Here is a 13,896-nt window from a genome sequence, read left to right as displayed (position 1 = left end):
GGGCTCACCTCCCCTCCCGGCCCAGGCAGCGGGCCAGTTCGTTCGCGTTGTGGCGCATCATCGAGACGTAGTCGTGGACCTCGTCGTCGAAGGAGTCGCCGTAGATCGTGCAGACGGCGACGCCCTCGTCCTCCGCCACGCGGCGCAGGACGTCCGCGCGGGCGGCCAGATGGGGTTCGACGAAGACGGCGGGGACCTCGCGGTCGCGGATCGTGGCGCGCAGGCGCGCGATCTCCGCGGCGCTCGGCTCGCGGCTGGGCACCGGGACGACGAAGCCGGCGATCTCCAGGTGGTAGGCGTGCGCGAGGTAGCCGAAGGCGTCGTGCGTGGTGATCAACGTGCGGTTCTTCTCCGGGACTCGGGCGAGCGTCCTCGCCACCTCGTCGTCGAGTGCGGCGAGCCGCTTCAGGTAGCGGGCGGCGTTCCGCTCGTACGTGGCGCGGCCCTTGGGGTCGGCCTTCGTCAGCTCGTCCTGGATCCGGCGGACGTACGCCTCGGCGTTGGCGACGTCCTCCCAGGTGTGGGGGTCGGTGTCGCCGTGCACATGGCGGCCGATGACGGCCTGCGGCAGCACCCACAGGTCGGCGCCGGGTCGGCCGAGAAAGCGGTAGGCCTCCTCGCGAGGCACGGTCTCCCTGGCCCGCTGCGGTACGGAGAGGACGACGGCGTCCGTGGAGCGGTGCACGCGCCGGCCGGTGGCCGGGTCGTCGGAGCGGATCCGCACCGACCTGGTCCGGGTGTCGAGTGCGATGTCGGCGTGCCCGCCGTCGAGCACGGTCGTCCCGGCCGGTGCCGGGGCGCCGCCGACGGCGAACGTGACGGTTCCGCCGCCGATCGGGGCGGTCTTCCCGTCGAGGGTCTCGGTCTGTCCCCGCACGGTCAACCGGTACGTACCGGGCTTGCTGAAGGCCCAGTTGACGTGGGTGTGTGCCTCGGGCGGCAGAGTGAAGGAGTCCCTGGCGTCGAAGCCGTCCGTGGAGTCGACGACGATCTGCGGGGTGCCGAGCGTGTCCGTCAGATAGACGTGGAGGTCACCGGGCCCTTCGAGCGCGGTGGCGGTCGTCCGGACGTGGGAGCCGTCGCCCGCCACCTCGCCCTCGACCGCCCAGCCCAGCCAGAGCACGTCGAGTCCGAGGTCCTCCGTGAGCCTGATGGCGGAGCCGCCGTACTGTTCGAGGCGTTCGCCGAGGGGCACTTTGGGGGTGCCCTCGGGGGCGTTGGTGTGGATCATCTTCATGATTCCGGGCTCTTCGAGGAGGAGCCCGTTGCTGAGGACCAGGTCCGAGCGCGCGACGCGGGCGGCGTCGCCGGGACTGGGTTCGTAGGAGTGGGGGTCTCCGTGCTGCGGCACGACGGAGGCGACGTCGACCCGGTCGCCGCCGACGTTGCGGACGAGGTCGGCGACGATCGCGGTGGTCGTGGAGACCGTCAGTTCGCCCTTGCCGCCGGGGCGGCCGGCGGGCCCGCCGCCGCAGCCGGAGACCAGCAGCGCGGCACCGAGCGCGAGGGCGGCGGTCGTACGGGGGGTGTTCACCGGGCCGCCCGCTTCCTGCGCACGAGGGCGACCGTCACGGCCCCGGCCGCGAGCGCGAGACCGGCGAGACCGGCCGGCAGGGCGAGCGGGACCGCGCCGGTGGCCGCCAGCTGAGGGCTGCCCGTGGTGGTGGGCCGTGTGGAGGCAAGGGTGACGGTCGGCCGAGGTTCGAAGGGGGACGTGGGAATCGCCTCCGTGGCGGACGACGGCGAGGTCGAGCCCGGCGTCGGAGCCGCCGCACCGGTCGACGGACGAGTCGGAGTCGGCGTACCGGACGGCGAAGGCGTACCGGACGGCACCGAAGTCGGCGTGGGCGCGGTCGTGGACGTGGGTGTCGGCGTAGGCGGAGTCGTAGACGTGGGCGTGGGTGTCGGCGTGGGCGTGGGCGTCGGTGTCCCCTCCCCCACCCCCGGCTCGATCGTCGACGGGTCGACCTCGCCCACGGCGACGGCGAGGGTCTCGCGGTCCGAGAGTCGCGTCCCGGAGGGCAGGGTGGTGCTCATCTCCAGGGTGATCCGGTAGACGCCCTCCGTGTCGAAGATCCACAGCGGGTGGGCGTGCGTGAACGCCGGCAGGGCGACGGTGCCGGGCTCGGCCTTCGCGCTGTCGACGTCGACGCCGATGCGCAGGCCGAGTTCGGGATCGTCCTCCCACCGGCCGAGGACGAAGCGGCCGGGCCCCTCGATCGCGGGGAAGGCGACCTCGACGCCGCCGGTCACGTCGGCGGGCAGGATGCCGAGGGTGTTCCAGCCGGGCCAGAGGAGGCCTTCCGTCGAGGCGAAGTCCTTGTCGACCCAGAGGCTCGCGCCGGGCGCGCCGAAGCCTTCCAGCTGCGGGACCTCCTCGCGCGGCGGGATCACGATCTCGTGGCGCGGGTCGAAGTGGAGGAGGACGTCGGAGGGTTCGCGCCAGACGGTGGCGCCGGGGACCGTGCCGTCCTTGACGCGGAACTCCAGGCGGCCGCCCGTGAGCCGGGCGGCGAGGTCGAGGTGGCCGCCGTCGAGGACGACGCGCTCGCCTGCGGGGGCTTCGCGCAGGGGCTGTTCGGCCGCGTACGCGGGCGGTGCGGCGGGCGACAGGGCGAGGGCGGCCGCGAGGACGACCGTGAGCGCGGCTGCGGGTGGGGTGGAGGGTGCGTTGCGGGCCCGCATGACGGGGCGGCTCCTTCGGGGTGCGTACGGGGAGGCCACGGCCGCGCCGGGGGCGGTTCGAACGGCGGGTTGTCCCGCCCCCGGCGCGGGGCTCATGGGCGGGCGGGTGTCAGCCGACCTGGAAGGTGTACGTGGCGGAGGTCGGGCCGACCGGGGTGCCGTTCGTCAGGGTGCCGCTGACGGCGAAGGTCGCGGTGTACGAACCGGCCTTGGTGAAGACCCAGTTGGCGTGGTCGTGCTCGCCGGCGGCGATGTCCCGGGTGTTGGGGAGGGTGGCGTCCCCGCTGTCGTAGGAGCGGTTGCTCTTGGGGCAGAGGCCGTTCTTGTAGACGGTGAGCTTGCCGGGGCCGCTCAGGGAGGTGAGCTTGACCTGCACCTTGTCGTTCTGGAAGACGCCGGCGGTGAGGTGTTCGCCGGATATGCCGGGCCAGAGCAGGTCGGCGTTCTGGGTCTGGGGCAGGCGGTGGACGGTGGTTCCCGCCGTGCCGAGGTGGCTGTAGCAGGTGCCGGCGGGCACGGTGTAGGCGGCGGCCGGCAGGGCCCTGAGGACGACGTCGGCCGGGGCGTACTCGACGTCCGGGGTCACGGACTCGTCGTGGACGTGCAGGTCGAGGCCGGTGCCGTCGTACTCGACGTCGAGGACGTCGACGTGCCCCGTGGAGAGGGTGGTGCCGGCGGCGTGGGCGGCGGTGAGTCCGCCGACGGCGAGGGTCGCGGCGACGGTTCCGGCAAGAGTGAGAGAACGCGTGAAGGCACGCAAAAGAAGCCCCCCTTGGGCAAATGGTTGAGTGTGCGCGAACAGGGGAGACGATAATCGTTTTCATTAAGACCTCGCAAGCAGGGTCCGGAGCCAGGGAGCGGCGCCGTCGGGCGTGGCCTGATCCCAGGGAAGGTTCGGCCAGGCCCCGGGGCCCGTTGCGCAAGGGGACCGTCTGTCAGACCCGCCTGCGATGCTCTGAGCATGGAGATGACACTGCAGCTGACGATCGACTGCTCCGATCCGCAGAAGATGGTGGCCTTCTGGGCCGAGGCCCTGGGCTATGTGCCTGAGCCCGCGCCGGACGGGCACGCCACGTGGCGTGCTTACTGGGCGGCGATGGGGGTGCCCGAGGAAGAGCTGCCGGCCGGTGCCGGGGACATTCCGGAGTCGATCGTCGATCCCACGGGACGTGGGCCGAGGGTGTGGTTCCAGGAGGTTCCGGAGCCGAAGGCCGCCAAGAACCGGTGGCACTTCGACCTGAAGGTCGGTGGGGGCCGTGACGTCCCACTGGACGTCCGCATACAGCGGGTCAAGGCCACGGTGGAGCGGCTGGTCAAAGCCGGCGCCACCGTGCTGCGGATCAAGGACGAACCGGATGCGGGGTTCTACGCCGCCGCCATGCAGGACCCCGAGGGCAACGAATTCGACGTCGTCTGAGGGCCGTTGAGACAGGATCGGTCACAGCCACTCGTTCACGGGTGCGGCCGGCACCGTCGCCCCTTCGGTCGCGGGCCCGGCCGGCCTTGTTCGGGAGGGTGATCCGCTTTCGTCCTCGCCCTGGGGCCGCGCGGTGGCGGTGAGGGCCGTCAGCGGGATCCGGCGGAACTCCACGGTCTCGTACGGACTCCGCGTCCCGGTCTCGTGGAGGAGGCCGACGGTCGCGGCGTCCAGCGGCACCAGGTCCGAGTAGGCGCCCTTCCGTCGCGACACCGTCAGCGCCTTCGCGAAGGTCCGTCCGCCGTCCCGGCTGATCCAGACGGCCGGCTCCGCGCGGGCGTCCGGCACCGAGGGAGCCGAGAACAACAGGAGTCCGTCCCGGCCTCCCACGTACAGGAGGCTGCCCTGCACCACGGGCGCGCGGTCCAGGGTGTGCTGGGGCGCGAGCGGGCGTTCGAGGGTCACGCCGCCGTCGCGGGAGGAGGCGTCCGCACGGTTGCCGGGGCTCGTACCCAGCTGGTCACGGGAGCTGAAGTACACGCTCCCGTCGGGCAGTTGGGCCGCAGTCGACTCGTTGGCGTTGACGAAGCCGTCGTAGGTGTCGTCCACGAAACCGAGGCGCCATGACCGGCCGCCGTCGTCGCTGTAGACCGCGTGCGCGCCGTAGTACCGGGACTCCTCGCCGGTGTCCGTGGAGCCCTCCGGCGGCGCGGCCGAGTGGTCGGCGGGGACGACGAGCCGCCCTGCGTGCGGGCCCCGGGTCAGGGCGAGGGCGTGGCCCGGGCCGGTGGCGTACCAGCGCCATCCGGGCTTCTTCACCTGCGCGGTGATCTCCCGCGGTGGGGAGAACGTCCGCCCGTCGTCGGCACTGCGCTGGACGAACACCCGGCGGCCGCGGGGAGCGGGGACCTCGCCCCGCAGGATCCGCCGCTCCGCCGCCTCCGCGCCGTTGTACGAGCTGAGCAGCACCACGTCGCCCGAGCGCGGGTCCACAACCGGTGCGGGGTTCCCGCGCGTGTCGCCGCGCCCGTCGGCGACGACCGTCAACCGGCCCCAGGTGCAGCCGCCGTCGGCCGACCGGCGCACCACGATGTCGATGTCACCGCTGTCCCCGGCCCCGCCGGTCCGGCCCTCGGCGAAGGCGAGCACGGTCCCGGCGCGGGTCCGCACGGCCGCGGGGATGCGGTAGCTCGCGTAGCCACCGACACCGGCGGTGTACGGGACGGACACCTGGCACCCGGCCGGAGCGCCCGTCGGGCCCGGCACCCCGCGGGATCCCGCCGCGCCCGAACCCGGCACGCCCGAATCCGCCACGCCCGTACCCGAGTCGCCGGAACCCGCGACGTACAGACCCACGAACAGCAGGACGAGCAGCCCGCAGCTCCTCACCGTCACACGCCCCATCCGCCCCACGGTCCGCGCCCGACCCGGCGACGGGCCGAACTCCGGAACAACACGAGGGGCCGTCCACGCGAAGATTCGCGCGGACGGCCCCTCGTCCGAGCCGGCGGGAGGCTCAGCCCGCGAACCGGGCCATCCACGCCTCGACTTCGGCCGAGGAGCGCGGCAGACCGGCCGACAGGTTCTCGTGGCCGTCCTCGGTGACGACGAGGTCGTCCTCGATCCGGACGCCGATGCCGCGCCACTCCTCGGGCACGGTCAGGTCGTCCGGCTGGAAGTACAGGCCGGGCTCGACCGTGAGCACCATGCCCGGTTCGAGGACGCCGTCGACGTACTCCTCCGTGCGGGCCTGGGCGCAGTCGTGGACGTCCAGGCCGAGCATGTGGCCGGTGCCCGCCATCGTGAAGCGGCGCTGGAGGCCGAGCTCGTACGCGCGGTCGACGGGACCCTCGATGAAGCCCCACTCGACGAGGCGCGCCGCGAGGTGGCGCTGGGAGGCCTCGTGGAAGTCGCGGTACGGGGCGCCCGGCTTCACCGTGGCCATGCCCGCCTCCTGCGCCTCGTACACGGCGTCGTACACCTGGCGCTGGACGGGGGTGAAGGTGCCGCTGATGGGGAGGGTGCGGGTGACGTCGGCGGTGTAGAGGGAGTGCGTCTCCACGCCGGCGTCGAGGAGGAGCAGCTCGCCGGGGCGCACCGGGCCGTCGTTGTCCGTCCAGTGCATGATCGTGGCGTGGTCGCCGGCGGCGCAGATCGAGCCGTAGCCGACGTGGTTGCCCTCCAGGCGGGCCCGGCGGAAGAAAGTGCCCTCGATCCAGCGTTCGGACGAGGCGACCGCGCGGGAGAGCTCGGCGACGCAGTCGGTGAAGCCGCGGACGGTGGAGTCCACCGCCTTGCGCATCTCGCCGATCTCCCACTCGTCCTTGACGAGGCGGAGGTCGCTGAGCGCCCCCTCCAGCTCGGCGTCGCGCTCCTCGTCGGTGGTGACGGCGGCTTCGAGGGCCGGGTCGATGCCGTGCACGATCCGGGTCGGCAGGCCGGAGCCGGCGGCCAGGTCCTCGGTGATGGTGCGGACGTCCCGGCAGGGCAGTCCGAGGACGGTCTCGGCCTCGGCGAGGGTGCGCCGGCGGCCCATCCACAGCTCGGCGGTGTAGCCGATCCAGAACTCGTCGTTGTCGCGGCTGTCGCGGGGCAGCTGGTAGCAGTAGGCGTCGTGGCCGCCGTCGGCGCGGGGTTCGAGCACGAGGGCGCCGTCGCGGGCCTGGTCTCCGGTCATGTGCACATAGCCGGAGTACGGGCGGAACGGGTACGTGTCGTCGTTGGAGCGGGTCTTGAGGTTGCCCGAGGGGACGATCAGGCGCTCGCCGGGGAAGAGCGCGGAGAGCGCGGCGCGGCGCCCGGCCGCGTACGGGGCCTGCTCGGCCGGTTCGAGGTCGTGCCGCTCGGTGTCCGCCCACCCCGTCCTCATCAGAGCGGAAAGCTCCTCGGAGACGCCGTTGTAGAGGCCGTTCTTGCGACCCTTCGCCACGTCCTGCACCTTCTTCCCAGTACGTTTCTCGGCCGCCGGTGGTCGGCGACACCCGGAAGGTACTCCGCCGCGGGCCCGGCCGGTGCCCGGATCGGTCAGTGGCACGAATCGGCCACACCCGGGCGGCGGAAGTGGCCGGGGCCCGTCGATAATGCGGTCCATGGCGAACGAGAAGCTCGGTGAGGCGCTCCGGCTCCTGGGGATCGGCGACGAGGCCCGGCGGGTCTACATCCGGCTCCTGGACCTGGGGCCCGCGCCGCTGAGCGCGATCGGTGCGGCGGCCGGTCTCGACGGTGCGGAGCTCTCGGCGGCGTACGGGGAGCTGGTCGACGCGGGCCTGGCGAGTCCGGCGGCGCAGGGCCCGGACCTGGTGGCCCCGGTGCCTCCGGCCGCAGGCCTGGAGATTCTGGGCCGGCACCGGGCGGCGGAGCTCGACGAGTCGCGGATCACCGTCGGGGGTGCCTTCGAGTCCTTCCGGCGGCAGCGGCTCGCCGCGTACAACGACGATCTCGTGGAGGTCGTCACCGGCGACGCCATCGGCCCCCGGAGCCGGCAGGCCTGGGCCAGTGCCCGTGAGCAGATCCGGCAGTTCGACTCGCCGCCGTACACGCCCATCCCGGGCTCGACCGACGACGCGCTGGCGACGCTGGCCCGGGGGGTGACGCAGCGGGTCATCTACTCGCAGGCGTCGCTCGAGTATCCGGACAAGATGCGGACGGTCATCGAGCCGTGCATCGAGGCGGGCGAGCAGGCGAGGGTGCTGCCGCAGCTCCCGGTCAAGCTGATGATCATCGACGAGGCGTACGCGCTGGTGTCGCTGTCGATCAGGGAGGCGGACGTGCACAACACGATGCTGGTCGTGCAGCCGTGCGGGCTGCTCTCCGCGCTCGTGGCCCTGTTCGAGCAGACCTGGCAGAGCGCCCTGCCGTTCCACGGTCGCACGGCCCGTCCGGCGGGCGTGCTGCCCGCCGGACTGCTGCCCGCCGACCGTCGGCTCCTCTGGCTGCTCGCGGGCGGCGCGAGCGACGACGTCATCGCCCGGGAGATCGGGGTCAGCCGCCGCACGCTCTTCCGCCGGATCCAGGTCCTGATGGCCCGGCTGGGCGCCACGAGCCGTTTCCAGATGGCGCTGCAGGCGCAGCGCCAGGGCTGGTTGTAGGCCCGGTCAGGTCAGGTGCCGCCGGAGGAAGGTGTGCACGAGGGCGCTGTTGTGGGCGGCCTGTTCGTTGTCCCCGGCGCCCGCGTGGCCGCCGCCGGTGTTCTCGTGGAACAGGACGGGGTGGCCGAGCTCCCGCAGCCGGGCCGCCGTCTTGCGGGCGTGGCCGGGGTGGACGCGGTCGTCGCGGGTGGAGGTCATCAGGAGCACCGGCGGGTAGGTCCGGTCGGCCGCGAGGCGGTGGTACGGGGAGAGTTCGCGCAGGTGGGCGAGGTCGGTCTCGTCGTCCGGGTCGCCGTACTCGGCGATCCAGGACGCGCCCGCGAGGAGCTTGTGGAAGCGGGTCATGTCGAGCAGCGGGACCTGCGCGACGATCGCGCCGAAGAGCTCCGGGTGGCGGGTGAGCATCGCGCCCATGAGCAGGCCGCCGTTGCTGCCGCCGGAGGCGCCGAGCCGGTCCGGGGTGGTGATGCCCCGGGCGACGAGGTCCTGGGCGACGGCCGCGAAGTCCTCGAAGGCCCGCGGCCGGTCCGCGCGGAGGGCGGCCTGGTGCCAGTCCGGTCCGTACTCGCCGCCGCCGCGGATGTTCGCGATGACGTACGTGCCGCCGGTCTCCAGCCAGGCCCGGCCGGTGACGGCGCCGTAGTAGGGGGTGAGGGAGACCTCGAAGCCGCCGTAGCCGTAGAGCAGGGTGGGGCCGGGGCCGGTGACGGCGTGGTCGGGGCCGATGACGAAGTACGGCACGCGGGTGCCGTCGGGCGAGGTCGCGAAGTACTGCTCGACCGTGAGACCGGCGGTGTCGAAGCGGTCCGGGGCCTGCTTGAGGACCTCCGTGTCGCCGCCGACGTGCCCGCGGTGGAGGCTGGACGGCTGGAGGAAGCCGGACACGTCGAGGAAGTACTCGTCGGAGACGTCCGGGTCCGTGTCCACGACACCGACGGCGGAGAGCGCCGGGACGCCGACGAGCGGGGTGCGCGTCCAGCCGGCGCCGTCGCCTCCCGGGGTGAGGACCTCGATGTGGGTGCTGACGTCCCGCATCGTCTCCAGGATCAGGTGGTGCCGGGTCCAGGAGTGCCCGGCGAGGGCGGTCCGCGCGTCCGGGGTGAACAGCACCTCTGGGCTGCGGTCGCCCGCGAGGAAGGCGTCGAAGTCGAAGGCGAGGAGGGAGCCGGTGGGCTGTCCGAGCCACTCGGACTTCAGGGTGACGAGCAGGTGCCTGCGGTGGGCGTGGACGAGGGCGTCGTCGGGGACGTCGATGCGTACGGTGGTGCCGTCGGGCTCCAGGAGGTACGTCTCGCTGCGGAAGAAGTCCAGCGAGCGGCCGACGAAGTCCCGTTCGAAGCCGGGGGTGTCGTCGCGGTAGCCCCAGGCGGACACGTCGGCGTCCTCGGCCTCGTACACGAGCTCGGACCGCTCGATCGGCGTGCCGCGCCGCCAGCGGCGGACCGTGCGCGGGTAGCCGGAGTCGGTCAGCGAGCCCGGCCCGGTGTCCGTGCCGACGAAGACGGTGTCGGCGTCGATCCAGCCGATCCGCGTCTTCGCCTCCGGCAGCTGGAAGCCGTCCGCGACGAACTCCCGCGTGGCGAGGTCGAATTCACGGACCACGACGGCGTCGCCGCCGTCCCGGGACAGGCGCACCAGGGCCCGGTCGTAGGCGGGACGGCGCACCCGCGCCCCGTCCCACACCCACTTCTCGCCCTCCGCGGCGGCCAGCGCGTCGACGTCGAGGAGGACCTCCCACTCGGGCGCGTCCTTGCGGTACTGCTCCAGGGTCGTCCGCCGCCAGACCCCGCGGACGTGCTCGGCGTCGCGCCAGAAGTTGTAGAGGTACGCGCCGCGCCGCGTGGTGTACGGGATGCGGTCCGAGGCGTCGAGGACCTCCCTCACGCGCGCCTTCAGCGGGGCGAACCCGGCGTCGGCGGCCAGTACGTCCGCCGTCTCGGCGTTCCGCTCGGCCACCCACGCGAGGGAGGCCTCGCCGGAGATGTCTTCCAGCCACAGGTACGGGTCGTCATCGCTCACCCCCGTATTGTGCAGGTTCGGCGTTCAGCTCCGGCTTTCGCGGCGCAGCCGTACGGCGAGGTGGTGCTGGAGCGGCCGGCCGACCGCGGCCAGGTCGTGGACGAAGTCGAGGGTGTCCTCGCCGGTGCGCGTGTAGCGGCGGCGGGTGGCGTCGACCTGCTTGGCGGTGGGGGCGAGGGCGACCTCGTGGGTGCCGAGGTCGACGGTGGTGCCCTCCGCGTGGCCGACGGCGATCTCCGCGATGCCCGTGGGCTGGGTGATCAGCGCCTCGACGCGCCCCTCGGGCTGGAGCCGCCACCAGCCGCTCTCCCGGGCCGACGGGCGCAGCGGGGTGCCGGCCTCGTCGATGAGCCAGGCCCGCGCCTCGTAGCGCAGGAAGGGGCGCCCGTCGTGGCTGAAGGTGACCTCCTGCTCGTACGCGAACTCCTCGGCGAGCGACGGATAGCCGCCGCGCCCGCGACCGATCCAGGTCCCGAGCAGCCAGGTCACCGGAGCGAGCAGCGCGTGCGGTGCGGGCGCCTCGTCCGCGCCGAACGCGTCGGGGTAGGGGTGCTGCCGGTCGCGGTCGTTCATGGGGTGCGCTCCTGGGTCGGGACCTGTGCCGTAGGGCAGCTTAGGCCGCGGTGTCCGGCGCGCCCCGCAGCGAGAGCCGGAGGACCGTGGTGGCGACGACGCCGGCCGCGAGGCCGCAGGTGAGGGCGGCCGGGATGCCGTTGCCGATGCCGGCGGAGAAGTGGAGCAGACCCTGCTGGGGGCCTGCCTGGACGACCGCGATCCGGAGGAGCTGGCTCGCGAGGAGGCCGAGGACGGTGGCGCAGACCGCGCCGGCCGCCATGGCGGGGAGCGTGGCCCGGGTGAGGAGCCCGGGGAGCGTGCGCAGGGCCCACCAGACGACGACGAGGAGGAGGACGTCGGAGGCGCGGTAGAGGAGCCACTCGCCGAGCGGGCCGCCCTCCGGGGCGGACCAGGCGCCGAGCAGCAGCCACTGGCGCAGCAGGTCGCCCGGCTCGGAGAGGAGTCCGCCGTCCGGGGAGAACTCCTGGAGGGCGGCGGCGACCGAGTGGTACGAGAGGAGCACGACAGACAGCGCGATCACGGCCGTTCCCGCGGTGGCGGCCAGGCGCGCGGCGCGGGCCGGGACGTCGGTGCGCGGCGTCGGGCCCGCACCCTTGGCGGTGATCCGTGCGGCGAGGACGGTGGCGCCCGCCGCGACGAGTCCGACGGCCACGGGGAGCTGCCGTCCGGAGGCGATCACGTTCGCCAGCTGGGGCAGGAAGCGGTAACTGCCGTGTCCTGTCGAGGCGATGAGCCACGGCGCGGACAGGGCGAGCGCCAGGGTCCCGGCGACCGCGCCCCAGGCCCACAGCGCGAGGAACGCGGCGGTGGTGCGTCCGCGCACCGGCGGGAGCCTGCGGAGCAGGAGCCGGGCGCCCAGCACGTGGACGACGAGGACGGTGCCGTACCGGATCTGCAGGCCCGTCGTGTACAGGCCTCCGTAGTAGCCGCGGTCGTCGCCGCCCGTGGTGTCCGGGACGTAGCCGGACACCATCGCACCGGCGTCGAGGAAGGACGGCGGGTCGTACGCCCACGGGGCCAGCCAGCTCTGGAGCTCGGCCACCCGCTCGGCGCCGAGCCGGTCGCCGCTGCCGGGCAGGCGCAACGCGTCCGCGGTGGCCCCGGCCCACCACAGGAGTGCGGTGAGCAGCAGCCCGCCGATCAGTGCGGGTATCACCGCGCGCCGGTATGTCATGTCCTGTCCCCCGTCGTGAACGCGTTCGGTCAGCTGGAGACTAGAGCGTGGTGATCACGTGCGGGGCACGGTCGCACGTCGGTTGCGGGACCGGCGCACCTCATCCGGCCCTGTTCGGTCATTTCTCGAACGGGACGGTGGGCGGCCACCGGGTGTGCGTGGACTCGGCCCGGGAGGACACCGGCCCCTGGTCGGCTGCGCCCCGCTTCGGGCACCATGACCCCAGTCGAGGTCCCCCGGCCGTACACGTGGCCGGGGGACCCCTGTTCGCGAACCGGGGGAGTGCCAGTGGGCAGGTTCAGGCGCGGTCGGCCGACATTCGAGGCGGACGCCCAACGGCGGGTGCGTCGCAGCCCGTTGCTCTTCACTGTGCCGATCATGCTGCTCGTCCTGCTGACGGCGGTGCTCGGCTGGGAGATCGTCCGGGCCAACATGACGGCGGAGGCACGGGCCGAATGGCCGTGGCGGCTGCAATTGCTCGACATGGAACCGCTCGGCAGCCTGCTCGCGGTCGCGGCCGGCGCGGTCCTCGCCCGGGCCCAGTACGCCCGTACCGTACGCCCGCTGCTCGGCTGGCGCGCCGACTGGATGACCGGGCACCTGCGGGGCGGCGTGCCCGAGTGGCAGGTCGGGTTGCTCAACGGAGGGTCGCACACGGTGGTCGTCGAGGCCTACGAGTGCCGGGCCGTGCTGCGGGGCGAGGAGCCGCGGGACGCCACCGCCCCGTGGGCGGACGTCCAGGGCGTGGCAGCCGTGCTGACCGGGGCCGGACTCACCGTCGGCGAGGACTTCCAGCTCGTCACCATGGGGAACTTCCCGCTGGTCGGCACCGGCAGCTACGAGACGACGATGCTCGGCGCCTTCTCCCAGCGCTTCGTCGACGAGGTCGAGGCGCTCTACCTCCGGGTCCGCGTGGTCGACGTCGTCGGGGACAGCCACGAGCGGATACTCGACGCCCTCAAGGGCGCCCGCTCGACCTCGTATCAGCGCCCGGCGCTCTGACCCTCCAGCCAGTGCAGTACGTCGGGCAGCGCGTACTGGGCGGCGAAGTGACCGGCGTCGGGGACGAGGACGGGCTCGGCGCCGGGGATCCGGCCGGCCAGCCAACGGGTGTGCGCCACAGGGGAGAAGGCGTCGTCGAGGCCGTGCCACAGCAGCACAGGAGCGGTGACGGAGGAGACGTCGAAGCCCCACGGGCGGACGAAGGCCAGACAGTCGTCGAGCCAGCCGTGGTGCGAGACCCGCAGCGCCTCCCGGTAGGTGCGCAGCAGCACGGTGCGGACCCGCGGGTCCTCGACGACCGGCAGGTCGTGGGGGGAGAGATCGGCGCGCAGGTCGTCGAGGAGCCGGACCGGGTCCCGACGGATGGCGACGGCCCGGGCGACGAGGTCGCGTTCGAGCCCGCCGGGGTCCCGTCCGTCCAGATGGGCGCGGGCGAGACCGTACTCGTGGACGTTGAACGGGGTCATGTCCGCGTGCCAGTCCAGGCCGGCCGCGTCCGGGGGAGCGAGCCCCACCAGCACGGCGGCCGCCCCGACCCGTTCCGGCAGCAGCGCCGCGCAGGCGAGTGCGTGCGGCCCCCCGCCGGACCGGCCGACCACCGCGAAACGCTCCACACCGAAGGCGTCGGCGACCGCCGCCGCGTCCCCGGCGGCGTCGGCGACCCGGCGGCCCGCGGCGCGCTCGGACTCCCCGTAGCCGGGGCGGTCGTAGGCGAGGAACCGGAACCCGGGGTGCTGCTCGGCTAGCCCGGGCAGCAGGGTGCCGAGGCGGGTGCCGGGCGTTCCGTGGAAGAGGATCACCGGGGTCCCCGAAGGGTTTCCCCATTCCTCGGCCATCAGAAGCCGCCCGTCGTGGGTGCGCACAGGGTGTCCCATGGGAAGGGAGCCTAGGCCCGGGTACGCGCCACGGCCTAGGCCGCGTCCGTGAAGCAGCGC

At 73.5% G+C, this 13,896-nt stretch carries 12 protein-coding genes; 3 read left to right on the top strand and 9 right to left on the bottom strand.

The features are described from left to right. Positions 1–4: 4 nt before the first annotated feature. From AC07AW_RS27065 to AC07AW_RS27055, 3 genes are all read right to left on the bottom strand, one after another. On the bottom strand, positions 5–1,534 hold the full coding sequence (locus AC07AW_RS27065) for an anchored repeat ABC transporter, substrate-binding protein (RefSeq protein WP_478818048.1): 1,530 nt from the start codon (positions 1,532–1,534) through the stop codon (positions 5–7). After that, complete coding sequence (locus tag AC07AW_RS27060) at positions 1,531–2,685, bottom strand: choice-of-anchor M domain-containing protein (RefSeq protein WP_478818047.1); 1,155 nt, start codon at positions 2,683–2,685, stop codon at positions 1,531–1,533. Before AC07AW_RS27060 ends, AC07AW_RS27065 begins: the two co-directional genes overlap by 4 nt. Positions 2,686–2,794: 109 nt before the next feature. Further along, complete coding sequence (locus AC07AW_RS27055) at positions 2,795–3,445, bottom strand: choice-of-anchor M domain-containing protein (RefSeq protein WP_478818046.1); 651 nt, start codon at positions 3,443–3,445, stop codon at positions 2,795–2,797. A gap of 201 nt (positions 3,446–3,646) precedes the next feature. On the opposite strand from AC07AW_RS27055, the gene AC07AW_RS27050 reads away from it, so the two are divergent. Then, the gene (locus AC07AW_RS27050) at positions 3,647–4,102 is read left to right on the top strand and encodes a VOC family protein (protein ID WP_478818045.1); all 456 of its coding nucleotides are present in this window, start codon (positions 3,647–3,649) and stop codon (positions 4,100–4,102) included. A 21-nt stretch (positions 4,103–4,123) separates the two neighbouring features. Here the strand turns inward: AC07AW_RS27050 and AC07AW_RS27045 are convergent, their stop codons facing one another. Together AC07AW_RS27045 and AC07AW_RS27040 are read right to left on the bottom strand one after the other, a co-directional pair. Continuing rightward, positions 4,124–5,506, bottom strand: coding sequence for a sialidase family protein (locus AC07AW_RS27045; RefSeq protein WP_478818044.1), 1,383 nt, complete (start codon positions 5,504–5,506; stop codon positions 4,124–4,126). Positions 5,507–5,618: 112 nt separating this feature from the next. Further along, complete coding sequence (locus tag AC07AW_RS27040; RefSeq protein WP_478818043.1) at positions 5,619–7,031, bottom strand: aminopeptidase P family protein; 1,413 nt, start codon at positions 7,029–7,031, stop codon at positions 5,619–5,621. A 160-nt stretch (positions 7,032–7,191) separates the two neighbouring features. On the opposite strand from AC07AW_RS27040, the gene AC07AW_RS27035 reads away from it, so the two are divergent. After that, positions 7,192–8,190: a LuxR family transcriptional regulator gene (locus tag AC07AW_RS27035; protein ID WP_478818042.1), complete on the top strand. Its 999-nt coding sequence runs from the start codon at positions 7,192–7,194 to the stop codon at positions 8,188–8,190. Positions 8,191–8,196: 6 nt separating this feature from the next. Here the strand turns inward: AC07AW_RS27035 and AC07AW_RS27030 are convergent, their stop codons facing one another. Genes AC07AW_RS27030 through AC07AW_RS27020 form a run of 3 tightly spaced genes read right to left on the bottom strand, consistent with a single transcriptional unit; the run spans position 8,197 to position 11,959 of the window. Next, positions 8,197–10,209: a prolyl oligopeptidase family serine peptidase gene (locus AC07AW_RS27030; protein ID WP_478818041.1), complete on the bottom strand. Its 2,013-nt coding sequence runs from the start codon at positions 10,207–10,209 to the stop codon at positions 8,197–8,199. A 24-nt stretch (positions 10,210–10,233) separates the two neighbouring features. Further along, on the bottom strand, positions 10,234–10,782 hold the full coding sequence (locus tag AC07AW_RS27025; RefSeq protein ID WP_478818040.1) for a nitrobindin family protein: 549 nt from the start codon (positions 10,780–10,782) through the stop codon (positions 10,234–10,236). Between the two features lie 40 nt (positions 10,783–10,822). After that, positions 10,823–11,959: a hypothetical protein gene (locus AC07AW_RS27020; RefSeq protein WP_478818039.1), complete on the bottom strand. Its 1,137-nt coding sequence runs from the start codon at positions 11,957–11,959 to the stop codon at positions 10,823–10,825. A gap of 378 nt (positions 11,960–12,337) precedes the next feature. On the opposite strand from AC07AW_RS27020, the gene AC07AW_RS27015 reads away from it, so the two are divergent. Further along, entirely contained in the window at positions 12,338–12,961 is a 624-nt protein-coding gene (locus AC07AW_RS27015; RefSeq protein WP_478818038.1) for a hypothetical protein, read from the top strand. On the opposite strand, the gene AC07AW_RS27010 is transcribed toward AC07AW_RS27015, so the two are convergent. Next, positions 12,943–13,836 carry an alpha/beta fold hydrolase gene (locus tag AC07AW_RS27010; protein WP_478818037.1) on the bottom strand — a complete coding sequence of 298 codons (894 nt, stop codon included), beginning with the start codon at positions 13,834–13,836 and terminating at the stop codon, positions 12,943–12,945. The two genes, AC07AW_RS27015 and AC07AW_RS27010, sit on opposite strands and share 19 nt — an antisense overlap. Positions 13,837–13,896 lie beyond the last annotated feature (60 nt).

Source organism: Streptomyces sp. NPDC044003 (genome assembly GCF_056435185.1).
Note: the sequence above shows the minus strand (reverse complement) of the source record. Positions and strands in the feature narration are given on the sequence as shown.

Excerpts from the sequence above, each read along its gene's own strand:
- AC07AW_RS27060 (WP_478818047.1), bottom strand. The coding sequence starts at position 2,685 with ATGCGGGCCCGCAACGCACCCTCCACCCCACCCGCAGCCGCGCTCACG.
- AC07AW_RS27050 (WP_478818045.1), top strand. The coding sequence starts at position 3,647 with ATGGAGATGACACTGCAGCTGACGATCGACTGCTCCGATCCGCAGAAG.
- AC07AW_RS27045 (WP_478818044.1), bottom strand. The coding sequence starts at position 5,506 with ATGGGGCGTGTGACGGTGAGGAGCTGCGGGCTGCTCGTCCTGCTGTTC.
- AC07AW_RS27035 (WP_478818042.1), top strand. The coding sequence starts at position 7,192 with ATGGCGAACGAGAAGCTCGGTGAGGCGCTCCGGCTCCTGGGGATCGGC.
- AC07AW_RS27025 (WP_478818040.1), bottom strand. The coding sequence starts at position 10,782 with ATGAACGACCGCGACCGGCAGCACCCCTACCCCGACGCGTTCGGCGCG.
- AC07AW_RS27020 (WP_478818039.1), bottom strand. The coding sequence starts at position 11,959 with ATGACATACCGGCGCGCGGTGATACCCGCACTGATCGGCGGGCTGCTG.
- AC07AW_RS27015 (WP_478818038.1), top strand. The coding sequence starts at position 12,338 with ATGCTGCTCGTCCTGCTGACGGCGGTGCTCGGCTGGGAGATCGTCCGG.
- AC07AW_RS27010 (WP_478818037.1), bottom strand. The coding sequence starts at position 13,836 with ATGGGACACCCTGTGCGCACCCACGACGGGCGGCTTCTGATGGCCGAG.